The sequence below is a fragment of the Amycolatopsis marina genome (genome assembly GCF_900111885.1).
Taxonomy (GTDB): Bacteria; Actinomycetota; Actinomycetes; order Mycobacteriales; family Pseudonocardiaceae; genus Amycolatopsis; species Amycolatopsis marina.
In genome coordinates this window covers 529652-552297 of the sequence record NZ_FOKG01000001.1, presented here as the reverse complement: position 1 = coordinate 552297, position 22646 = coordinate 529652, and the positions used below count along the sequence as shown (strand labels likewise).

Genomic DNA, 22646 nt, shown 5'->3' with positions numbered 1-22646 from the left:
CGCTGACCGGCCCGACCGGCTCAGCGCGGCGACCCCTCACGCCTCACGGCTGGGGGGTCGCTTCATTTCTACGGAGGATCGGCGATGAGCAAGACGACCGAAGACGCGGCAGTGAAGCCCTCGGAGACCCCGGCCGCGGCGGAGCAGCCAGATCAGCCACAGCACCGCTACACGGCTGAGCTGGCGGGGCAGATCGAGCTGCGCTGGCAGGACTACTGGGCCGACCATGGCACCTACCACGCACCGAACCCGACAGGGCCGCTCTCGAGCAAGGGCACTGCCGCCGCCGAAGGTCAGGTCCCCTCGGACAAGCTGTTCGTGCAGGACATGTTCCCCTATCCCTCCGGGTCGGGGCTGCACGTCGGTCACCCGCTGGGGTACATCGGCACCGACGTCTACGCCCGGTACAACCGGATGATCGGGCGCAACGTCCTGCACGCGCTGGGCTACGACGCCTTCGGACTGCCCGCCGAGCAGTACGCCGTGCAGACCGGCACCCATCCCCGCACGACCACCGAGGCCAACATCGCCAACATGCGCAGGCAGCTGCGCAGGCTGGGGCTGGGCCACGACGAGCGGCGGTCCATCGCCACGACCGACCCCGAGTACTACCGCTGGACCCAGTGGATCTTCCTGCAGATCTTTAACTCCTACTACGACGAGAAGCGGGGCTTGGCCCGGCCGATCGTGGAGCTGGAGAAGGAGTACGCGCAGGACAAGCGGCGCACCCCGGACGGGCGCAACTGGTGTGAGCTGACCCGCGTCGAGCAGCGGAAGATCATCGACTCCCACCGGCTGGTGTACATCTCCGACGCGCCGGTGAACTGGGCCCCCGGCCTGGGCACGGTGGTGGCCAACGAGGAGGTCACCGCCGACGGCCGCAGCGACAGGGGCAACTTCCCGGTCTTCCGGAAGAACCTGAGCCAGTGGATGATGCGGATCACCGCCTACGCCGACCGCCTGGTCGACGATCTGGACCTGCTGGACTGGCCCGAGAAGGTCAAGGCCATGCAGCGGAACTGGATCGGCCGCTCGCACGGCGCGGAGGTCACCTTCAAGTCCGGCGAGCACGCCATCGAGGTCTTCACCACCCGGCCCGACACGCTGTTCGGCGCGACGTACATGGTGCTGGCTCCGGAACATCCTTTGGTGGAGAAGCTGACCGCGGCCGAGTGGCCCGAGGGCGTCGACGAGCGCTGGACCGGCGGCGCCGCGACGCCCGCCGAGGCGGTCAAGGCCTACCGCAGGGCGGCTTCCCGCAAGTCGGACCTGGACCGGCAGGAGAACAAGGACAAGACGGGCGTCTTCACCGGCTCCTACGCGGTCAACCCGGCCACCGGCACCGACATCCCGGTTTTCCTCGCCGACTACGTGCTGATGGGTTACGGCACCGGCGCGATCATGGCGGTGCCCGCGCAGGACCAGCGCGACTGGGACTTCGCGACCGAGTTCGGCCTGGAGATCATCCGCACCGTCGAGCCGAGCGCGGGCTTCGAGGAGTCCGGCGGCCAGGCCTTCACCGGCGACGGACCCGCGATCAACTCGGCCAACGAGGACCTGATCCTCAACGGCATGGGCGTCGAGGACGCCAAGAAGGCGATGATCTCCTGGCTGGAGAAGCACTCCCACGGCGCCGGGACCGTGCAGTACAAGCTGCGCGACTGGCTGTTCGCGAGGCAGCGCTACTGGGGCGAGCCCTTCCCCATCGTCTACGACTCCGACGGTCTGCCGATCGCGCTGCCGGACAGCCAGCTGCCGGTGGAACTGCCCGAGGTGGAGGACTACTCGCCGCGGACGTTCGACCCGGAGGACGCCGACTCGGAACCATCGCCCCCACTGTCGAAGGCCACCGACTGGGTCGAGGTGACCCTGGATCTGGGGGACGGCCCGAAGAAGTACCGCCGCGACACCAACGTGATGCCGCAGTGGGCCGGTTCCTGCTGGTACCAGCTGCGCTACATCGACCCCACCAACGACAAGGCCTTCGTCGACCCGGAGAACGAGAAGTACTGGGTCGGGCCCCGCCCCGCCGAACACGGTGTCAACGACCCCGGCGGCACGGACCTGTACGTCGGCGGTGTCGAGCACGCGGTGCTGCACCTGCTGTACGCGCGGTTCTGGCACAAGGTGTTGTACGACCTGGGCCACGTGTCGTCCAAGGAGCCCTACCGCAAGCTGTACAACCAGGGCTACATCCAGGCCTTCGCCTACAAGGATTCGCGCGGCACCTACGTCCCGGCGGACGACGTCGAGGAGCGGGACGGGAAGTTCTTCATCGGCGACGAGGAGGTGAAGCAGGAGTACGGCAAGATGGGCAAGAGCCTGAAGAACGTCGTCACCCCCGACTTCATGTCCGAGAACTACGGCGCCGACACCTTCCGGTTCTACGAGATGTCCATGGGTCCGCTGGACGTGTCCCGGCCGTGGGCCACCAAGGACGTCGTCGGTGCCCAGCGGTTCCTGCAGCGCCTGTGGCGACTGATCGTCGATGAGGAAACCGGCGAGATCCGGGTGACCGACTCCGGCGCGGAGCCGACGGAGGAAGACCTGAAGCAGCTGCACAAAACGATCGCCGGTGTCCGTGAGGACTACACGGAGATGCGGTTCAACACCGCGGGCGCGAAGCTGATCGAGCTGAACAACTACCTGACCAAGGCCTACGGCTCGGCGCCCGCGACGCCGAGGGCGCTGGCCGAGCCGATGGTGCTGATGCTGGCTCCGCTGTGTCCGCACGTCGCCGAGGAACTGTGGCACCGCCTTGGTCATCCCGACTCGTTGGTCCACGGCCCGTTCCCCGCGGTCGACGAGCGCTACCTGGTCGAGGAGACCGTCGAGTATCCGATCCAGGTCAACGGCAAGGTCCGCTCGCGGATCACCGTGGCCGCCGATGCGGACAACGACACGGTGAAGGCCGCGGCGCTGGCGGACGAGAAGGTCACCGCCCTGCTCGTTGGCGCCGAGCCCCGCAAGGTCATCGTGGTGCCCGGTCGGCTGGTCAACGTCGTGCGCTGAGCCTGGTCAGGTGAGGGCGAGGCCGATCTCCCTGGCGAGATCGGCCAGCATCGCGTCGAACAGGGCGTCCGGGTTGGACACCTGGATCGGGTAGTTGCCGAACACCTCGAGGGTCACGTGGCCGTAGAGGCGGGCCCAGAACTGGATCATCAGATAGGTCGTGCCGAGTTCCAGCTTGTCGGCGGAGATGTTCAGCCCGGACTCGTTGATCACCGCCAGCAGCTCGCCCCGGTACGTGGCCAGGTCGTCCCGCAGCTCGGGGGGAACCAGGTCGGCTGAGGGGATCGCGAGGTCGTGCTTCGCGAGCACCTCGCCCGCTGCGCTCAGGAAGATTCGGCCGAACGGTTCGGCCACCCGGTTGAGGGTCGCCACGCTGCCTGCCGCCGAACCGACCCCGCCCGTCGGCGAGGCGAAGACCAGCGTGAACTCGCGGGTGTGGGTGAGCGCCCAGCGGCGGAAACCCTTGCAGATCGCGAACAGCTGCAGCGCGCCGTCCTCCTGCAGTTCGGCGACCTCGGCGGAGAGTTCCCCCGCGAGATCGGATATCACGTCGAGCCGCAGGTGTTCGATGAGGTCGTCGCGGGAACCGTAGTAGCGGTAGAGGGCCGGTGCGGTGATGCCCAGCTCCCTGGCGATAGCCCGCAGCGTCACCGCGTCGGGCCCGCGTTCCATCAGCAGCTTGCGTGCCGTCCGTTTGATGTCGTGGTCGGTGGCCGCACGTTCCCGGCTCCTGCCCTCCCGGCGCGTTCGCCGGGGCGGTTGTCGCACCTCGTCCGGCCCGGTACCCGGCTGCTCGCCGTCACCGTTCGCGCTGCGTATGGGCTTGGTCATGACCATCCCCGTCCGAACTGCCGTGTTCGCCTCGAATGCCGGCAGTCTATGAGGTCAGTCGACGGTACACCCGGTGTAACGGCGCGAGCGCCCACATCGAGACGATCACGATTCCCAGCGCGATGAGCGCGTGCACGAGCCAGGCCCCGGCGAGGGTGGGCCCGCCCCACGAACTGTGCAGGTCACCGCTGAAGAAGCCGTACGTCGCGATACGGCCCACCAGGTACCAGATCATCGCCGACAGCAGGAACATCGCGACGGCGACGGGCAGCGCGCCCACTCGGGCGCTGCCGCGTGCCAGGCCGGTGACCGCGCGCACCGGCGCGGTCAGTCCCAGCACAGAACGTCGCCAGTCGGCCCCGGTCAGCGGAAGTATTCGGTCGGCCTGTCGAACTGAGCGGTGATGCGTCATGCGGCAGGACGTTAAGACCGTGCGGCACTCTCCGGATCCGGGCTGAACCCGGAAATCGAACCAGGGAGAACCCCTGGGTGCGGGCGACACGAAAGGCCGGGCGCCGCCGGCACCGATCACTCGGGGGGCTACGTGACCGATGCCGGCGACCCGATGCCCGGCCCGACGGGTCCAGGTGGACCCTTGGGCCGAACAACACCGGCACGCGAACGCGCCGGTGTGACAGGAGAGCCCGCCTGTCCCTTCGACGTGACGTTTCCGTTTTGGATCCGCCACGATCGAGTGACACGTGGTGAGCACTCCGCTGATTGTCGCATCGCGGGCCGGTAAAGTTACAAAGTTCTTCACATACGCATACGGAGCGGATCGGAAACACCACCAGCAGTGTGGATCGCGGGCGTCGAATGCCGGAGTGGTGTCCCGCCGATACCCTCGAAGTCGAGACCACGTCGATGGCAGGACAGGGGCCTGGATGCGGCACATAACAGGATATGGTCTAGACCATGTCTGAGATTCAGTTGGTGGGAGTCGCCGTCAGCCCTGGTCGTGCGCGGGGACCCGTCGTCCGGGTCGCCGAGGCTCCGGGCGCACCGCCCGCGGGACCAGCCCCCGAGGACCCGCAGGCCGAGGCGAAGCGGATCGCTCCTGCCGCGCAGGCAGTCGTCGCGAGACTTGAGGCCATGGCCGAGACCGCCACCGGCGAGGCGGCGACGATTCTGCTGACCACGGCGGCGATGGCGGGAGACCCCGCGCTTGTCGGCAACGCCGAGCAGCTGGTCACGGCCGAGCGGCTGCCCGCAGCCAGGGCGGTGCACGTGGCGGCAGGCGGTTTCGCCGAGCAGCTCGCGGCCGCAGGTGGCTACCTCGCCGAGCGCGTACGCGACGTCGAGGACGTGCGGGACCGCATTGTCGCGGAGCTGCTTGGCCTCACCCCGCCCGGCGTACCCGATCTCGGCGTGCCGAGCGTTCTCGTCGCGCGCGACCTCGCGCCCGCCGACACGGCGGGGCTGGACCCGGCGAAGGTGCTGGCGCTCGTCACCGCCGAGGGCGGTCCCACCAGCCATACGGCGATTCTTGCCCGTTCACTCGGCATACCCGCCGTCGTCGCGGTGCGCGGGGTACTGGATCTGGACGCGGCGGCGCTGCTGGTGGACGGCGACACGGGAACGGTGGAGGTGGCAGGCGCGGCCGAGTCCGTGTTCGCCGCGGAACATGGCGGCCCCGCGGAATGGAACGGCACCGGGGAGACCGCGGACGGCCAGCGGGTGAAGGTGCTGGGCAACGTCGGCTCGCAGGCCGACGCTGAGGCAGCGGTCGCGGCGGGCGCCGAAGGTGTCGGCCTCTTCCGCACCGAGTTCTGCTACCTCGACGCCGCCAGCGAGCCGACGGTGGAGCAGCAGCGCGGTGCCTACACCGCCGTGCTCGAACCGTTTCGCGGGAAGCCGGTGGTCGTCCGCACCCTGGATGCCGGAGCGGACAAGCCGCTGGCGTTCCTCGCGCAGGAGGAGGAACCGAATCCGGCACTCGGCGTGCGAGGACTCCGGGTGGCCTTCGATCGGCCTGACCTGCTCGACCGCCAGCTCGAAGCGATCGCGGCTGCCGCGGCCGACTCGGGGGCCGAGGTTTCGGTGATGGCGCCGATGGTGGCCACGGCCGCGGAGGCCGCGTGGTTCGCCGAGCGAGTGCACGCCGCGGGTATCGCCAGAGCGGGCGTGATGATCGAGATACCGGCCGCGGCACTCGCGGCGCGGGAGATCCTCGACGTCGTGGAGTTCGTCTCGGTCGGGACCAACGACCTCGCCCAGTACGCGTTCGGCGCCGACCGGCAACTCGGCGCCGTCGCGGAGCTGAACGACCCGTGGCAGCCCGCGCTGCTGCGACTGATCTCGTTCGTCGGCGAGGCCGCCATCGAGACCGGCAAGCCTGCCGGAGTGTGCGGTGAGGCAGCGGCGGACCCGCTGCTCGCACGGGTGCTGGCCGGGCTCGGCGTGTCCAGCCTCTCGATGAACGCCGCCGCGGTCCGGGCCGTCGGGGCGAGTCTTGCCGGGGCGACACTGGACGAGTGCAGGACGGCCGCGCGGGCCGCGTTGGCGGCGCCGACACCTCAGGCCGCCAGGGTGGCCGCGGGCGGCGTGCACCCCTGAGTTCAGCCGAACCAGCGTCACACAACGAAATGCGCGCGGGCGGCGCTACTCTTTGCGCCATGCGGCCTGGGGGGTATGCGGCGAACATTCGCGGCGTTGCTGAGTCCTCGGACGGTCCTGGGGCCAGTGAGCGACTGGTGGCGTCGACTCTCGAGCGGTACGGAGTCTGGCTCAGGTCCACCGTGGTCTGCTCGTGTGGGGCGCTGGGCGTCGTCGCCTCGGCGGACGGTGCGAACATTCCGTCGGCGCTGGCGTTGCTGGTGCCCGCGTTCCTCGCCTGCGGTGTGCACCTGTACGCGCTGCGCTGCCCGCTCCCGCTCACCCCGCAGACGACGCTGTGGATCCTGTGGACGCTGGACGCGGCCGTGCTGGTGCTGACCGGGCTGTCTCAGCCGGTGCTCGGCGGGCACGGCGCGGACGTGATGGTCGCGGCGATCATCGGCAACTGTGTCATCACCTTCCAGCACGAGTGGGCTACCCGTCCGGTGGCCGGGGCCGCGCTGGCCGTGACGGGCACTGCCGCCTGTGCGCTGGGCGACATCCTTTCCTCGCCAGTGCACAGCCCGGAGTTGGCGGACCTGGTGCGCATACTTGTCCTGGCCGGCCTGTCAAGGGCTGCCTACCTCGTCGTCCGGGCGCGGGCCAGGGCCGCCGACCGCTCGGCCGCGCTCAGGGCCGCGGCGCGCCGGGAGGCCGAGGTCGCCGCCGCACGGAGGGCGACCGAGCGTGAGTACCTGGCGACCCTGCACGATACGGCGAGCGCGACGCTGCTGATGGTTTCCCAGGGCGATGCCAGGGACTGGTCGTGGCTGCCGCAGCGCGCCAGACAGGATCTGCAGGCGCTGTCCGCCGTGCCCGGATTCGAGATGGGGCGCGTCGACCTCGCGGAACTTCTCCGCTGCGTGCCCGTCGGCCCATGGGGTGAGGGACAGGACGCGGTACAGCTCAAGACGCACATCGACGGTCCGCTCGCCATTCCGTCCGGCCCCGGACTCGCGATTTTCAACGGGGTCCGCGAGGCCGTCACCAATGTGTCCCGCCACGCCGGGGTGCGCGAAGCGGAGCTCAGGGCATGGCCGGAAGGGGACGGCGTCGTCGTCGAACTGTCCGACGCGGGATGTGGTTTCCACCCGGAGTCCGTTCCGGCGCGGCGCCGGGGCGTCTCCGGTTCCGTCATCGGGAGGATGCACGCGGTCGGTGGCTCCGCCACGGTCATTTCCCGGCCGGGCACCGGGACCCGGGTGCGGTGGCGCTGGCACGCCAAGGCCTCGCCGCCGAGTACCGGGCACGAAGCTCAGGCGGCGGATGTGCCGCAGTCGGCCCGCGCCCGTGCCCACATCGCCGTCGTCCGCCTCGTCCGCAGGCAGCTGCTGCACGGCGCACAGCTGGCCGCGCTCCTGATCTGTCTGCTGTCCCAGTTCGTCTTCTCGCTGCAGCAGATCACCGCCCACCAGAGCGTGTACCAGCCCGCGTGGGCACAGACCGCGGCCTTCGTCTGCCTCGCCGCCGTCGCGCTGATCGGAGGCGGCTGTCTGCTGCGTGGCGGGCAGATCCCGCCGAGGGTGCGGGCATGGAGCCTCGGCTCGGTGCTGACCGTTTCGGCGGTGTGCGCGTTCACGCTTTCCCCGGAGCGGTTGGCCGGCCCGGCGGACTGGGCGTTCGGCCTGGTCGGTTGGTACGTGCTGTTCCTGCTGGCGGACCAGCCGGTCAGGGTGTTCGCCGGGTTTCTCGGTGCGCACCTGGGGCTCAACGCGATCGCGGTGTTTCTGTCGGGGGCCCCGACCGCCGCGGAGTCGGCCGTCATGGGGATCGCCGCGATCACCAACTGCGGGTTACAGCTCTCGGTCGGTGTACTGCTGACGCGCCTGCTGCACAGCACGGCGCCCGCCGCGGGAATCGAGGCCGCGTTGGAGGAGGAACTGCGCACGCGGGAACGTATCCGCGAGGACATGCAGCGTGACCACAAGGAGCGCTACCGGGCGCTGACGGCGACGACAGTGCCGCTGCTCATGGGCCTTGGGCACGGTGTGCTGAGTCCGCACGACGAGGAGGTCAGGCTGCGGTGCGGCGTGGAGGCCGCCCGGATGCGCCGCCTGTTCGCGGAGAGCGACGCCGTAGCCGACCCGCTGCTGAACGAGTTGCGGGCCTGTGCCGAGGTGGCCGAACACCAGGGGGTGACGGTGAGCCTGGCTGTGCGCGGCCAGCCAAGTGCGGTGCCCGTGGGGGTACGCAGGGAGCTGATCGACCCGGTGGCGGTGACGCTGGGCCACACCCGCTCGACGGCGCGGGTGACCGTCGTGTGGACGTCCCGCGCGGTACGGGTGAGCGTGGTCGGCGTGGACTGCGCCGACGGCCGCGCCACGGGTGAAGCTGCCCCGCACGGCCGTGCCACGGACGGGATGGTGTCGGTGGTCAGAACGACGCGCGGCGGAAGTGTGTGGGTGGAGGCCAACTGGAGCAAGCCGGCGGCATCCGGGAGTTGCCTGACATGAGCAGCAACGCACCCGTCAGCGTGGTCATCATTGACGATCATCCCGCCATCCTCTCGGGCGTACAGGCCTGGTACGCCGCATCGCGGCGGCCCGTCACCGTGATCGCGGCAGGCGGCTCCGTCCGGGAAGCCTGGACCGAGCCGGGCAGCGCGGCCGACGTCGTCATCCTGGATCTGCAACTGGGCGAGGGTGGTTCCGCCTTCGGCAGTCTCCGGAGACTTGTCGACGCTGGGCGGCAGGTGGTCGTCTACACGATGCGGGACGACGAGAAGACCGCTCTCAACTGCCTGGACCTGGGGGCCGCGACCTTTCTGACCAAGAACGAGGGCCAGGACCACCTGGTCGAGGCGACACTGGCAGCAGCCGACGACCGCCCCTACATGCCGCCCGCACTGGCCGGCGCGCTGGGCACGAACGCCCGCGCCGACCGGCCCCAACTCTCGGTGCGCGAGGAGAACGTACTCATCGAGTGGTTCCAGTCGGAGTCGAAGGAGTTGGTCGGGCAGCGTCTCGGCATCTCCGTGCGGACCGTCAACTCGTATCTGGACCGGGTACGGATCAAGTACGCGAACGTCGGCCGCCCCGCACGGACCAAGGCCAGCCTGGTCGCCCGCGCCATCCAGGACGGACTGGTTGACGTGGACGACCTCTGAGCCCTAGGCGCAGTTGGGCAGGGTGCGGCGCGAGAAATCGCGGACCTTGGTGGTGATCTTGTAGTTGTCGAAGTTGCCGAGCCAGACCGTGAGCTTCTTGCTGTCGTACGTGCCGGCGTGCATCCGGCCCTGGATGGCGATCCGGTCATCCCCCACGAACTTCTCGAAGACGTGACCGCCCTCCACCCGGAGCTCCCAGGCGGCTCGTTTGCCCGAGTTGTTCCACACGGCGTAGCGGAACCGCGTCGAACTCTCCTCGCACAGGTACACGGTGACCCCGGACTTCCATGCCACCGCCTTGCCGTAGGTCCGCAGCTTCCGCCAGGTCTGGGGTCCGGCCTTGCCGTCCACGCCGATGCCGGCGTCAGCCTGGAACGCCCGGACGCGGCTGCGCGTGCCCGAACCGTAGACGCCGTCCACACTGAGCGCACCCAGTTTCCGCTGCAGCACCTTTACGCATGTGCCACGGCTGCCGTAGCTCAGGTAGGTGCTGTAACAGCTCGCGGCGTTCGCGGCGGGCGCGGACGCGACGGAGATCACGAACGTCGTCGCGACCACGGCGACGGCCGCGAACAAAGCCGTCAGCGCGCGGGCGCGAAGGGTGTCGGACATGGTGGACCTTTCCTCGAAGAAGCTCTTACGAGGAGCACGCTAGCCCGGCGTGATCGCCGAGAGTGCCGGTCGTTTGCCCCACAGGAACCGCGAACTCAGCGGAACAGGCCCCGGTGCGGATTCTTGATCGTCAGTGAGCCACCGTGCACGCGGCCGGTGAGCACGTAGCGGGGGGTTCCGAGTTTGCCGTTGGAGTTCGTCTTGTCCTCGAGCGAGCCCCACTTCACCTCGGTGATGTTGTTGATGTCCACCGAAGCCGTTTCCGGAATGACCATGGTGACCGAGCCCCACTTGGTGTCCAGGTCCACGTGCACGACGGGGTGCGGCACCTCCGCCTCGGTGAAGTCCAGCTTTGTCTCGCCGTACTTGTTCCGGACATACACCTCTGCGGGCACGTGCCAGCGGCCGTTGCGCTTGAGGGTCGATCCGTGTGCCTTCAGTTCCAGCCGATCACCGCGGTAGCCGGGGAATTCCGGGGCGCGGGCCCCGCCCCCGGCCCCGGCGTTGTGTGGCGTGCCGGGGGCGGCCGTGACCGGCACGGCGTCGCGATGCACCAGGCCGGGAAGGTCGACCAGCACGGCGTTCAGCTCACCCCTGGTGCGCGCGGCCAGCGCCACGTCGGTCCGCTCGGTGAACTCGTCAAGATCCAGCATCCCCCTGCCGATCGCCCGCTGGAGCAGGCCGACCACGTGTTCCCGCTCGCTGTCGGACACGCGCAGGTTGCGCTGCCGCTGCCGCTCGTCGTCCACCGGGTCCGGCGCTGTCACGGTCTCCGGCGACTGCTCTTCGCTCTGTTCCTCGGCCACAGGTAAAGCCTAGGACCGTCCCGCGGCAACCGGATCCGGGAATTCCCCTGAGCGAGCCCTGAGAGGGCGGGCTGCCGCCGCCGGCTCAGTCCTCCTCGCGGTCCAGCCCGTGTTCGATCGCGTACCGAGCCAGCTCGACCCGGTTGTGCAGTTGCAGCTTGCGCAGCGTGGACTGCACGTGGTTCTCGACCGTGCGGTGCGAGATCACCAGCCGGTCGGCGATCTGACGCGCGGTCAGCCCCTTCGCGACCAGCCGGAGCACGTCCGTCTCCCGCTCGGTGAGCTGCGGGGGTGGCTCGCCGCCCACGGGTGCGTCCGCCATCCGCCGGTACTCGCCGAGCACGAGTCCCGCGAGCCCGGCCGTGAACACCGGATCGCCTGCCGCGGTCCGGCGCACGGCGTCGACCAGTTCGCTGGCCGAAGCCGATTTGACCAGGTAGCCGGAGGCCCCCGCCTTCACGGCCTCCAGGACGTCGTTGTGCTCGCCGCTCGCGGAAAGCACCAGTACCCGGGTGCCCGGCAGGGAGCCGGTGATCGACCTGGTCGCGTCCACCCCCGATGTGTCACCGAGGTTCAGGTCCATCAGCACCACCGCGGGCCGCACGGCACGGGCGATGCGCACGGCCGCATCCCCGTCGGGCGCGGTGGCCCGCACGTCGAAGCCGTTTTCCGTGAGGTCGCGGGCAACGCCGTCCCGCCACATCGGGTGGTCGTCGACGACCATCACCGAGATCGAGTCAGCCGTCGTGGTCATCGCTGCGTCCTCCCTGTCCGCTGCCGCCGCTGCTGCCGTCGCCGCACAGCCTCCGCCGGCTTCGGAACCCGGATCTCCCATTCGGTCCCCGCGCCCGGTCCGGTCTCCAGGGAAATGGTGCCATCCAGTGCCGCCACCCGTCCCTTGATCGACTCGGCGACACCCAGGTGGCCCTGCTCCGCCGCGACTTCGAGCCTGCCTTCGGCAATGCCAGGGCCGTCGTCCCTGACCGTGATGACAATCTCCCCGGACAGGTCCTCCAGCAGTACCCAGGCACGGGCCTGCGGGCCCGCGTGCCGGTCGACGTTGATCAGTGCCTCCTTGACCACGGCGGCAAGCTCGGCCACGACGGCCGCGGGCAGCCGAACTTCCCCAGCGGGAGCGGACACCTGGAATCGCGGTGTCGCCTGAACCTGGAGGGCGGCCCGCAGGTCGGCGCTGCCACCGTCGCTCCCGGAAATCGGCTTGGTGCTCACCAGCGAACGCAGGGCGATCTCCTGCTCACCGGCGAGCGTGGCCAGCTCCGCGGCCTCCCCGCCGAACTCCGCTCCCCTTCGCCGCACCCTCGCCAGCACCTGCAGGACGCTGTCGTGGATCGACCGCGCCAGCCGCTCGCGTTCGGCCGTCGCCGCCTCCGTGCGCATGGCCTGCGCCAGTGCGGCCTGTGACCTGCGCGCGGTGGTGGCCGCCATGCCGATCAGCAACCCGCTCGCGGTCAGCAGCACGCCGTCGCGAGCGACGTCGAGGTTGATCTCGAGGCGAGCGAAACCGGTGGCGACGGCCATCAGCACCCCCGCGAGCACCCCGCCGGTGGCGCCGAAGCGCGCTCCGGCCGCGATCGGCGGCACGGCGGCCCAGACCGTGGTGATCAGCGGATGCAGGTTCTCGTACTGCACGTCCGAGAGCACGAGCGGCGAGGTGAGCATCAGCCCGGCTGTCAGGCCGACGTCGACGACCACGATCCAGTGCCTGCGCAGGCGTTCGCGGGTGTAGACCACGGTGGTCACGGCCGTCCAGCCGGTCATCGCGGCGCACACCGCCCAGGCGAGCCACGGCCGCTGGTAGTCGTCGCTGTGCGCCAGCACGGTGCCGACGGCGAAGACCAGGGTGACGATCCGGAGGGCGATCGTCCCCCACCACAGCGGTGTCGCGGGATCGCGCGCCGCCACCTCGGCCCTGCTCATGAGCCGACGGCAGGCTCGCCGTCCGAGTCGGGCGCTTCCTCGCCGGTCTTCTCGGCATTGGCCGCGGTGGTGTCCGGCTTGGCCCCCTCCGGTACGAGGACGTTCACCTCGGCCGGATCGGGATCACGCTCGTGGAGCAGTGACCGGATACCGGCATTGAGCACGGCCAGCAGCGGCACGGACAGCAGTGCACCCGCGATTCCGGCGACGACGAGACCCGCGGTGATCGCCAGCACGACCGCGAGCGGATGCAGCTTCACGGCCCTGCCGAGCAGTACGGGCTGCAGCACGTGGCTCTCCAGCTGCATCACGCCGATCACGATGGCCAGTACCACCAGTGACGTGATGAAGCCGTTGGTCACCAGTGCGACGAGCACTGCCACGGCACCGGCGACCACCGCACCGATGATCGGCACGAACGCGGCGAGGAAGACCAGGGTGGACAACGGAACGACGAGGGGCACGCCGACGATCCAGAGCCCGATACCGATGCCGACGGCGTCGACGACGGCGACAGCGGCGGTGGCCCTGACGTAGCTGACCAGCGAGGCGAAACCCCGTCGTCCCGCGACGTCGACCCTGGCGCGCACGCCTGTGGGGACACCGCGCACGAGGAACGTCCAGATCTGGTTTCCGCCGGACAGGAAGAAAATCAGGATGAACAGGGTCAGCACGAAGCCGGTGAGCACCTCGCCGATGGTGCTTGCGGTGGTGATCGCGGTGTCGGTGAGTGCGGACTGGTTGTCCTGGAGGAAACCGATGGTTTGGTTGATGGCGTCCTGAATCTGCTCCTGACGCAGGTGCAACGGGCCGTTGATCAACCAGTCCTGGATCTGCGTGAGGCTCTCGTTCAACTGCGTGGTCAGCGCGGGCAGGCCCGCGGAGAACTGCACGATGACGAATGTGAGCAGGCCACCCAGCACACCGAGGCCGCCGATCAGCACGATGCCGGTGGAAAGGCCTCGGGGCACTCTCGCCCGCACCAACCGCTGGACCGCGGGTGCGAGCAGGGCGGAGAGCAGCAGCGCGATCGACAGCGGGATGGCGAGCACCGCGAGGTAGCCGACGATCCAGATGATCACGTACAACGCCGCGATCACCATCAGGAAGCGCCAGGAGAGGGCGGCGCCCACCCGTAGCCCCCGCGGAACCATGCCGGTTACGTCGGGGTCTTCGGAAATAACGGGGATTCGGGGGCGTTTCGGTGACCCGGCACCGTCGGCAGCGTTATCGCGGTCGCTCACCTACCTACCGTATCGGTCTCAGGGGTGGGCCGTCCTCGACTTTGCGGTCAGCCGCGCCGGAATAGCCCAAAGAGCGGCTTGACAGCGCCGGAAGTTCATGGGCGCTGCCGACTCCGGAGTAACCAGCAGCACGCAGCCATGATCACATTTAGTTAGTTGTGCGCACACTCTGTGTTCTTCACACGATCGTGCAGTCAAGTCGTGTCCAGCGTGCGGGGAGGACCTGCGATTTGCCAGTGTCTGTGTTGCGCGGACAGACAGCGCGCCAACAAGAACTCTCAGCGATGGTCGAAACGATCACGCATGCGTGGGCAGGAGCACAGTGGAGACGGTGGCAGCGACCGAGGGGTGGCGCGCAGCACGCGCCGGCCGTTGGTGCTCCCGTTTCTTCGTGGTGCTCGCCGGTGTTGTCGCGAGTACCGCCGCCGCGTGGGCAGTGTCCACCGCAGGCGCGGCCGCGGTGGACGAGTCCGGAAACGGCTTAGCCGACCCGATCACCACCATCGCGGCCGAGGTTCGCAGCCACACCGAAGAGGCTGTCGAGAAGGCGGCCGGAAACACTGAGAACGCCAAGGACGCCGAGAGCGATGCGGCTGTTTCCGTCAGCCCGGTGAGCGACGCCGCTGTCGACGGCGTCAACGAGCTCACCACCGGTGTCACGGATATGGCCGGCGCCGGAGCTGGTGCGGCCGTCGAAGCCCTGCACGGTCCGATCGTCCCCCGCGAGGCCCGCGACGCCGTGAACGAGCGCCGTGCGGTGCGCACCGTCAGCGGTAGCGCCGACGTGAACGCCGCGATCTGCGACATCGCCGAGCGCGCCGCAACACGACCCGCCCACCGCGTGTTCAGCGGATTCGAGCAGGTCGTCCGCGATCCGCGGAACACCCGTCAGGTTGTCGAGCGCGCCATCTCCGGGTCGCCCGAAGTCCGGGAACTCGGCAGGACCGTGCTGAATCTGCTCGACCCCAGGGCGGGCACCGACCTGATCGGGCAGCTTCCAGAGCTCCCCACGCTTTCGGGCGATGGCCTCGGCCAGCCCGCGCTGCCGACACCGGACCAGCCTGCTCCAGCGCAGGCCTCCTCCGGAACCGGCACCCCCGAAATCTTCACGGTCGAAGTTCCCTCGGCCGCATTGGACGCCATCGGCTCGGCCGTTGACGTCCGGCTCTCCATCGATGGCTCCGCTGACGACGCGCGGGGTGCCGGGGACGACCGTGAGGGCAAGACACCGGTTCAACCGGTGCGTATTCCGCTGGCACCGATAACTGCGCCCACCGTTCCCGGTGGCACGCATGGTGCTGGCCACCTCGACGGCACGACGTTCGGCGTTCCTGCCGGCGCGTTCGCCGCTTTCGACGACATCGTGATCGGTGAAATCCGTTCCGGTGTCCGTCATCTGCAGGTCAGCCCGGGCGCACAGCCCGGCGTCACGCCTGACTGATTCACCTCACGCGGGGTAGCTGACGCACCTCTGCCGGCACTTCTTCCCGGTTCGTGCGTCCTTCGGCTCCCCGCCATCTCCCCCAGCGGCCGCGTGTTCAACACGTCCGCTCCTCCCCGCCCCGGGTGCTCGGCACCTCTGCCGGAGCGCCCCATCAATCCCGCAAGGGAAACCAAGGAAAAGGAGAACCTGCACATGCAGACCTGGGCGAAGCGCGGAATTCAGACCGCGCTGGTCACGGGTGGTTTGTTGATGCTCGGTACGGGCATCGCATCTGCCGATGAGAACGTCAACCCGGACAGCCCTGCTGGCCCGCTGGACCTGAACGTCAACGTTCCGGTCCAGATTGACAAGAACGCGGTCGGAACTCCCCTGGGGCAGATCAACACCCCTGGGTTCGAGGGTGAGATCAGCACCGACCCCGTCACGAAGCCGCTGAAGGAGGCCGCGAGGTCGACCTCCGTCGCAGGCGAGGTGGCCAAGGTCGCTCCGGTTTCCGAGCCGCGCACCACACAGGGTGGGGTTTCGGGCGGCTCGTTCGAGCAGTCCGAGGATGCTTTCAAGGGCAACAAGATCGACGGTGACCTCACGGTCCCGATCCAGATCTGCGGCAACGCGATCGGCGTCATCGGTGACGCCTCTGTCGAGGACGCGGACTGTGTCCAGTCCTACGAGAACCACGAGGACACCACGACCGACGGTGCGCACTCCGGCCTCGCCGGAAACGCCGTCGTGCTGGACTGGGCACTGCCCGTCCAGATCGCGGGTAACGCGGGTGGCCTCGCGGGTGGCAGCGGATACGCCTCCGGCACCGCCAGCCAGGACGTCTCCGAGACCGGCAACATCACCACCGACGGCACCGGCTCCGGCGCGTCCGGCAACGTGGTCGCAGGGCAGTTCGCCACCCCGGTCCAGGTCACCGGCAACGCCGCGTCCTGGATCCTGGCCAACGCCTACAGCGACTACGACGCCGAGACCGAGGCGGACTCCGGCGGCTGGATCAAGACCGACGGTGAGGGGGGCTCCGCCAGCGGCAACGTCGTCGGCGCGCCGATCGCGCTGCCGGTGAAGCTCAACGGCAACGCCGCGGGCGCATGGGGCTCGGACGCCGACTCGGTGTCCAGCTCCTCGGCCGAAGCCGAAGCCAGCAACGAGGGCACGCCGGGCATCAACGGCATCCCGAGCTACATCCAGACCGACGGTGACAAGTCGTTCCTCAGCGGGAACATCGCGCAGCCGCAGGGCGCGCTGGTCGCCAACGTCGCGGGCAACGCCGCTTCGTGGATCGGCAACGCCACCACGGGCAACGCGCTGGGTGACGGCGCTGCCGGGACCTCCTCCAGCGAGGTCGAGGCCGGTGGGTTCTCCAGCACCTCCGGCCAGCACTCCGGCGCTTCAGGCAACATCGTCGACGCCCCGATCGGTCTGCCCGCCGAGGTCTTCGGCGTCGGTGGCACCTACATCGGTAACTCGCACGCCGCGCACGATGTCGTGACCGACGCGACCGCTGGCGACGGCACCTACACCAACGGTGACGGATCCGGCCTGGGTGGCAACAGCGTCCACGCGCCGCTGTCGCTGGCTCCCGAGGTCTTCGGCATCGGCGGCTCGCACATCGGTAACGCCTCGGGCACCGCGAGCGAGGAGAAGACGGTCACCACTGGTGGCTACAACGGCACCAGGGGCAACGACTCCACCATCGGTGGCAACCTGGTCCAGGTCCCGGCGGCCATCCCCGTCGAGGTCTTCGGCATCGGCGGCTCCTACATCGGCCAGGGCAAGGGCATCGCGTCCGAGACCAAGCGGATCAAGGCAGGCGGCCCGGGCAACACCGTCGACGACGACGCGCTGGGTAGCTCTAACCTGGTCGCGACGCCGCTGTCGGTGCCGGTCCAGCTCTTCGGCATCGGTGCCTCGCACATCGGTCGTGGTGTGGGTGTGGCCTCGTCCGACACCATCACCGAGGCCGGCGGCGACCTGAACGCCAGCGGCAAGGAGGCAGGCGCCTCCGGCAACATCGCCACGGTCCCCGTGGCCCTGCCAGCGCAGCTGCACGGCCTCGGCGGTTCCTTCATCGGGACCGGGCACGGCACCAGCACCAACCTGACCGACTCGATCGCGGGCGGCGACGCCAGCACCGACGGCCAGGAAGGCGCGGTTTCCGGCAACGTCATCCAGGCCCCGGTCGCGGGTGCGGCCAACGTCTTCGGTTCGGCAGCCAGCTGGATCGGGCTCGTCGGTGGCGAGAGCACCAACGACATCGTGGCCGTGGCCGGTGGCGACACCGAGACCAACGGTGACGGTGGCGGACTGGCCGGCAACGTGATCAGCGCCCAGGCGCTGCCCATCGCCCAGGTCTTCGGCGACGCCGCTGCCCTGATGGCGAAGGCGTCCGGCGAGGCCACCAACACGACCGACATCACCTCCGGTGGCGACATCGAGACCTCGGGTGTCGAGGGCGGCTTCTCCGGCAACATCCTCGACGTGCCGGCCGCGGCTGTCGCCCAGGTCTTCGGCAACGCCGTCGCCGTGCTCGGTGTCGCGGACGCCGAGGGCCACAACGTCACCATGGGCACCGTTGGTGGCGAGACCACCACGGGGCCGGAGGACCTGCCCGCCGTTTCGGGCATCGACGGCCAGCTGCCCATCGGCGCACTGGTGCAGATCTACGACGTGCCGTTCGCCCTGCTGGGTGCCGCGACCGCCGAGGCCACCAACCTGACCGACATCTCGGTCGCAGGTCAGGAGCCGCAGATCAACCTGCCGATCGACGGTGCTGAGCTGCCGGCCGACTCGCTGCCGACCCTGCCGAGCCTGCGCAGCCTGCCCTCCGTGGACAGCCTGCCCCTCGGTGGGTCGGCCGCTCGTTCCGACGTGCCGAGCCTGCCCGAGGTGAACACGCTGCCGGTCGAGCTGCTGCCCGCGAACCTCGTTCCGCAGGCCGACCTCGGCAGCCTGCCGTCGGTCGACCCGGCCGGGCTGGCCCCGAAGGCCGACGTGCCCGCGATGGCACAGCTGGACAGCGGCCCGCTGAACATGGTCCAGAAGCTGCTCGGTGGACTGTCCCGCAACAACGGCGTGAACATCCAGGGCTGAGGCCGCTGATGTGATCCCCGAATGAAACAGGCCGGGCCTGGGAGCGATCGCTCCCAGGCCCGGCTTTTCGTGGGTGCGGGTCAGCCCAGTTGCAACGAGCGCTTCGCGAGCCCGTACCAGTACCCGTCGATCACTGATCTCGGGCGTTCGTCCTGAGCCGCGCCGAGTGCGATGAACAGCGGCGCGAAGTGCTCGATACGCGGATGCGCCAGCCTGGCCGCGGGCGCCTTGTGCTGGAAATCGAGGACCGCGTCGATGTCCCCGGAGTTCAGGGCTTCCTCGCCCCACAGGTCGAACTCGGCGGACCAGGACGGTGGCGCCGAGTCGCTCGGCCGGCCCATGTTCAGTTCGCGCAGGTTGTGCGTGAAGAAGCCGCTGCCCGTGATCAGCACGCCCTCGTCGCGTAGCGGGGCGAGTTTGCGGCCGATCTCGAACAGTTGCCGTGGATCGAGTGAGGGCATGGAGATCTGCAGGACCGGAATGTCGGCCTCGGGGAACATCTCCACCAACGGCACGTAGGCGCCGTGATCGAGCCCCCGATCCGGCGCATCGCGCACGGGGTGCTGGTCGCCGCGGAGCAGCGCACGCACGCGCTCAGCGAGTTCCGGAGCGCCCGGCGCGGGATAAGTGACCTGGTAATAGCGCTCGGGAAAGCCCCAGAAGTCGTAGACCAGAGGGACCGTGGTGGTGGCACCGATCGTCAACGGCGCCTCTTCCCAGTGTGCGGAGACCACGAGAATCGCGGTTGGCCGGTCGAGTCCGGCCGACCAGCCCGCGAGCTGTTTGGTCCACAGCGGATCATCGGCCAGTGGCGGTGCGCCGTGGCTGAGGTAGAGCACAGGCATCCGCGTGGCGACGACTGGCATGGCAACTCCCGTGTTGAGTTGAAACTTCAACTACAGAAGTATAGGACGCCGCCGGGCGGGCCGATATTCCCGGCGGCGTTCGGCCTATCCGGTCCAACCTGCCGGGACGCTGCCGAGGCGCATCCGCTGCGGGTGATCGCCCACCGCGGCGCTGCCGACCTCCTCGCCGGTGGTATACGAGATCGCCGAGACCTTGTCGTCGCCGCTCCATGAGACGAAGCAGTGCCGGCCATCAGTGCTCGGCGTCGCCCAGTACGGCTTCGTTCCGGCGGTGACCAGTTCCTTGTGCTGGAACGTCCGCGGGGACACGATCGTCGCGTAGTCCGACATCGTCCCCGCCACGCACAGTGCCGTGCCCTGTGGGTTCATCGCGATACCGTGATGTGCGGAGTCCAGCAGGTACTGCTCACGCGGCAGGTCCTTGACGTGGTCGGCGATCGGCAGCTCGGCCACCCGGGTGACACGGTCCTCTTCGAGGTCGTACTCGACGAAGCCGTGGAAGAACGAGACCTGGAAGTAGACGAAGCGCTCGTCCGAGGAGAACGTCATCGGCCGGACCGCGGAGCTCATGCCGGGGTGGCCCGCTTCCTCGAGCTTCTTGCCCATGTCGATGCGGCGGAGGACCTCGTTCGTGTCGCGGTCGACGACCTGGAAGTACCGCTTTCCCTTGGTGGTGTCCAGCCAGGGTCGATCGAGCGGGGTGTACACGGTGCCGATGCTCGCGTGGAAGATGAGTTCGCCGTCGCGGGAGTAGACGTTCTCGTGCGGGGAGTCGCCGGAGTCGAACCGGCCCACTTCCGCGCCGGTCTCGATGTCGAGTATGTGCACCACGTTGGCGGTCGAGGCGGACACCGCCACCTGGCTGCCGTCGGGTGAGACGGCCATGTGGTCGGAGCGCTGACCGTCGACGCGGAAGCGCCACGTGAGCTCGCCGGTGCGCATGTCGATGCCCACCACGTCGGCGAGACTCGGGCGGGAGACCACGAGCGTGTCCGCGTCCGGACTGCTGTACATGTCGTCGACGAACTGGTCGTGGCCCTCGCCGATGAGGGCTCGCACGCCGAGGAAGTAGAGCAGCCGGACGGGGTTCAGGCGGATCTCCCACATCCGTTCGCGGATGTCCGGGATGACGTTGATACGCCCCAGCTTGTCGAGACCTTCGTCCGGCGAGAGCACATCGACGGTGCCCTCCCAGTTGTTGCCGACGAACAGCACCTCCTGGGTTGCCGCGGCTTCCGGGGCGGCCTGTGCAGGGGACACCGCGGCACCGGTGAGTGCGAGGGTGGCCAGGAGGGCCGCTGCTCGGCTTTTGGTGAGCATGGATTTCCCTTTCGCCAGTTACCGACCGGTACGCTCCCCCGCGTAACATGATGGCGCTCACTGCGGGCGGGACGACCTGGGATCCTTCTCAGAGTTGAGGGGTGATCGTTGTGATCGAGCACAATGCCTCGCTCGGCGGAGTGCCGCTGCATCAGCGGCTCGCCGATGCGGTTCCCGAGCTCGTCGCCGCGGTACTCGACCGACTCGTCGAGGATCTTCCCGCGTACGCGCAGTTGCCCCGCGAGGAACTCGGCGGCGACATCTCCCGCATCATCGAACGAAATCTCCGTGTGTTCGCGGAGATGGTGCGCACCGGTGGTCCCGCCGCGCCGGAAGCGCTGGCGACGTTGAGCGAGGCGGTGGTGCAGCGAGCGGAGGAAGGTGTGCCGATCGAGGCCGTGCTGAACGCGCACCATCTCGGCGTGCAGGTGAGTCTCGACTACCTGGCCGGATTCGCCGAGCCGGAAGACCTCGCCAGCGTGATCGAGATCAACCGGGGTCCAGCTCCGCTACCTGCGCGATGTCACGGCTGCCGTGGCGGGAGCGTACTTCCGGGAGCGGCAGGCGGTGTTCGGTGAGGAGCACGCCACAAGGCAGGCACTGCTCTCGGCGCTCCTCGGCGGGGAGCAGGCGACCGAAGCCGCGGCTCGCGCCGGCATCCGGCTCGCACCCGCGTACGCGGTGCTCGGGATGGAGATAGGTCGACATGCCGACGAATGCCGCCGCACGGTGAATCCCACGGTGGCGGCCAGGCGGAAGCTGCGCAGGCTGCGCGGCGAACTGGAACGCAACATCGCCGATCCGGTGCTCTCGGCGCTGCATCCCGGCGGTGGAATCGCGCTCGTTCCCTTTGCCTGCTCCATCGACGAGCCAACCGAACAGGACTGGCACAGACTGCGCGCGTTGACCGGATCGGCGGAGCGGGCGGCGGGCGCGGAGATCACGGCTGGTGTCGTCTTCGCGGCTCCGGGCGAGGTGGCCGCCGCGGCCCAGACGGCGCGCGAGGTGCTCGAAGTGGCGGTCGCCTCGGGTCGTCAGCCAGGGTTGTACCGGCTGGACGACGTCGCACTCGAGTTCCAGCTCTCCCAGCCCGGCCCGGCGCGGGCCAAGCTGGCCGCCCTGCTGGATCCGTTGGGTGAGACCCCGGAACTGCTGACGACCCTGCGCACCTATTTCCATAGTGGACTGAGCAGGCGCCGGGCCGCGAAACAACTGCACCTGCACCCGAACACCGTCGACTACCGGCTGCGCAAGATCGCCGCCCGCACCGGGCTGGACACCACCGTGGCGGCCGACCTGCCCCGGATCCGGGCGGCGCTGGCCGCACTGCAGGCGATCAGCCGGAGCGGCTCGCGGTAGCGGAACCGGGTGACCACAGGCCGACGGCAGTTCCCTCTCGAACGTGCCGTTCGTAGGTGACGACCTTGGCGTGGATGACGTCGAGGCTGACGTTGAGTTCATCGATCCTGGCTCGCACGCTGCGCTCGTGCTCCTGCAGCAGTGCGAGCCGCTCGGGCTCGTTTCCCGGACCGGAGCGAACGAGTTCGGCGAACTTACGGACGGTGGCGATCGGCATGCCGGAGGCGCGCAGGCGGCCGCACAGTTCGAGCCAGTCCACGTCCGCCTGTGCATAGATCCGCTGTCCGCCCGCGGAACGCGGGATCTCCCGGAGGAACAATCCCTCGCGCTCGAAGAACCGCAGCGCATGGACGCTCAGCCCGGTCGCCTCGGCGACCTCGCCGATGGACAGTCCCCGCACGTCCGCACCCATGGCGAAAA

At 69.1% G+C, this 22646-nt stretch carries 18 protein-coding genes; 8 read left to right on the top strand and 10 right to left on the bottom strand.

Annotated features, from left to right (window positions below; translation table 11 throughout):
• Positions 1-84 precede the first annotated feature (84 nt).
• Positions 85-3012 (top strand): leucine--tRNA ligase, encoded by a 2928-nt coding sequence (leuS, locus tag BM199_RS02725; RefSeq protein WP_091668841.1) that lies wholly within the window; start codon positions 85-87, stop codon positions 3010-3012.
• Positions 3013-3018: 6 nt separating this feature from the next.
• Here leuS and BM199_RS02720 read toward each other — a convergent pair whose 3' ends face one another.
• Positions 3019-3843, bottom strand: a complete 825-nt coding sequence (locus BM199_RS02720) for a TetR/AcrR family transcriptional regulator (protein WP_091668838.1) — start codon at positions 3841-3843, stop codon at positions 3019-3021.
• A gap of 46 nt (positions 3844-3889) precedes the next feature.
• Positions 3890-4255 (bottom strand): hypothetical protein, encoded by a 366-nt coding sequence (locus BM199_RS02715; protein WP_091668836.1) that lies wholly within the window; start codon positions 4253-4255, stop codon positions 3890-3892.
• A gap of 503 nt (positions 4256-4758) precedes the next feature.
• On the opposite strand from BM199_RS02715, the gene ptsP reads away from it, so the two are divergent.
• The 3 genes from ptsP to BM199_RS02700 all read left to right on the top strand — a co-directional run bounded on the left by ptsP (position 4759) and on the right by BM199_RS02700 (position 9544).
• Positions 4759-6399 carry a phosphoenolpyruvate--protein phosphotransferase gene (ptsP, locus tag BM199_RS02710; RefSeq protein ID WP_091668833.1) on the top strand — a complete coding sequence of 547 codons (1641 nt, stop codon included), beginning with the start codon at positions 4759-4761 and terminating at the stop codon, positions 6397-6399.
• A gap of 137 nt (positions 6400-6536) precedes the next feature.
• Positions 6537-8891, top strand: a complete 2355-nt coding sequence (locus BM199_RS02705) for a sensor histidine kinase (RefSeq protein ID WP_091668831.1) — start codon at positions 6537-6539, stop codon at positions 8889-8891.
• Positions 8888-9544 carry a response regulator transcription factor gene (locus BM199_RS02700; RefSeq protein WP_177242442.1) on the top strand — a complete coding sequence of 219 codons (657 nt, stop codon included), beginning with the start codon at positions 8888-8890 and terminating at the stop codon, positions 9542-9544. The genes BM199_RS02705 and BM199_RS02700 overlap by 4 nt, the downstream gene beginning before the upstream one ends.
• Before the next feature lie 3 nt (positions 9545-9547).
• Here BM199_RS02700 and BM199_RS02695 read toward each other — a convergent pair whose 3' ends face one another.
• The 5 genes from BM199_RS02695 to BM199_RS02675 all read right to left on the bottom strand — a co-directional run bounded on the left by BM199_RS02695 (position 9548) and on the right by BM199_RS02675 (position 14054).
• Positions 9548-10156, bottom strand: a complete 609-nt coding sequence (locus tag BM199_RS02695) for a peptidoglycan-binding domain-containing protein (protein ID WP_091668828.1) — start codon at positions 10154-10156, stop codon at positions 9548-9550.
• A gap of 95 nt (positions 10157-10251) precedes the next feature.
• Positions 10252-10962 carry a DUF1707 SHOCT-like domain-containing protein gene (locus BM199_RS02690; RefSeq protein WP_425425484.1) on the bottom strand — a complete coding sequence of 237 codons (711 nt, stop codon included), beginning with the start codon at positions 10960-10962 and terminating at the stop codon, positions 10252-10254.
• 85 nt (positions 10963-11047) lie between these two features.
• Entirely contained in the window at positions 11048-11716 is a 669-nt protein-coding gene (locus tag BM199_RS02685) for a response regulator (RefSeq protein WP_091668825.1), read from the bottom strand.
• A complete protein-coding gene (macS, locus tag BM199_RS02680) occupies positions 11713-12900 on the bottom strand; it encodes a MacS family sensor histidine kinase (RefSeq protein WP_091668823.1) in 1188 nt (395 codons plus the stop codon). The genes BM199_RS02685 and macS overlap by 4 nt, the downstream gene beginning before the upstream one ends.
• Positions 12897-14054 carry an AI-2E family transporter gene (locus tag BM199_RS02675; RefSeq protein ID WP_091668820.1) on the bottom strand — a complete coding sequence of 386 codons (1158 nt, stop codon included), beginning with the start codon at positions 14052-14054 and terminating at the stop codon, positions 12897-12899. Before BM199_RS02675 ends, macS begins: the two co-directional genes overlap by 4 nt.
• A gap of 421 nt (positions 14055-14475) precedes the next feature.
• Here BM199_RS02675 and BM199_RS02670 point away from each other — a divergent pair, with 421 nt between their 5' ends.
• Positions 14476-15585: a hypothetical protein gene (locus BM199_RS02670; protein WP_143101750.1), complete on the top strand. Its 1110-nt coding sequence runs from the start codon at positions 14476-14478 to the stop codon at positions 15583-15585.
• Between the two features lie 195 nt (positions 15586-15780).
• Positions 15781-18681 (top strand): beta strand repeat-containing protein, encoded by a 2901-nt coding sequence (locus BM199_RS02665; RefSeq protein ID WP_091668815.1) that lies wholly within the window; start codon positions 15781-15783, stop codon positions 18679-18681.
• 80 nt (positions 18682-18761) lie between these two features.
• Here the strand turns inward: BM199_RS02665 and BM199_RS02660 are convergent, their stop codons facing one another.
• Both BM199_RS02660 and BM199_RS02655 read right to left on the bottom strand, forming a co-directional pair.
• Entirely contained in the window at positions 18762-19547 is a 786-nt protein-coding gene (locus BM199_RS02660) for a dioxygenase family protein (protein WP_091668813.1), read from the bottom strand.
• Between the two features lie 84 nt (positions 19548-19631).
• On the bottom strand, positions 19632-20867 hold the full coding sequence (locus BM199_RS02655) for a YncE family protein (protein WP_091668810.1): 1236 nt from the start codon (positions 20865-20867) through the stop codon (positions 19632-19634).
• A 101-nt stretch (positions 20868-20968) separates the two neighbouring features.
• Here BM199_RS02655 and BM199_RS34390 point away from each other — a divergent pair, with 101 nt between their 5' ends.
• Positions 20969-21445, top strand: a complete 477-nt coding sequence (locus BM199_RS34390) for an RsbRD N-terminal domain-containing protein (RefSeq protein WP_245788089.1) — start codon at positions 20969-20971, stop codon at positions 21443-21445.
• On the top strand, positions 21402-22226 hold the full coding sequence (locus BM199_RS02650) for a PucR family transcriptional regulator (RefSeq protein WP_245788088.1): 825 nt from the start codon (positions 21402-21404) through the stop codon (positions 22224-22226). Before BM199_RS34390 ends, BM199_RS02650 begins: the two co-directional genes overlap by 44 nt.
• Here the strand turns inward: BM199_RS02650 and BM199_RS02645 are convergent.
• Complete coding sequence (locus tag BM199_RS02645) at positions 22204-22638, bottom strand: MerR family transcriptional regulator (protein WP_091668807.1); 435 nt, start codon at positions 22636-22638, stop codon at positions 22204-22206. The genes BM199_RS02650 and BM199_RS02645 overlap by 23 nt on opposite strands.
• Positions 22639-22646 lie beyond the last annotated feature (8 nt).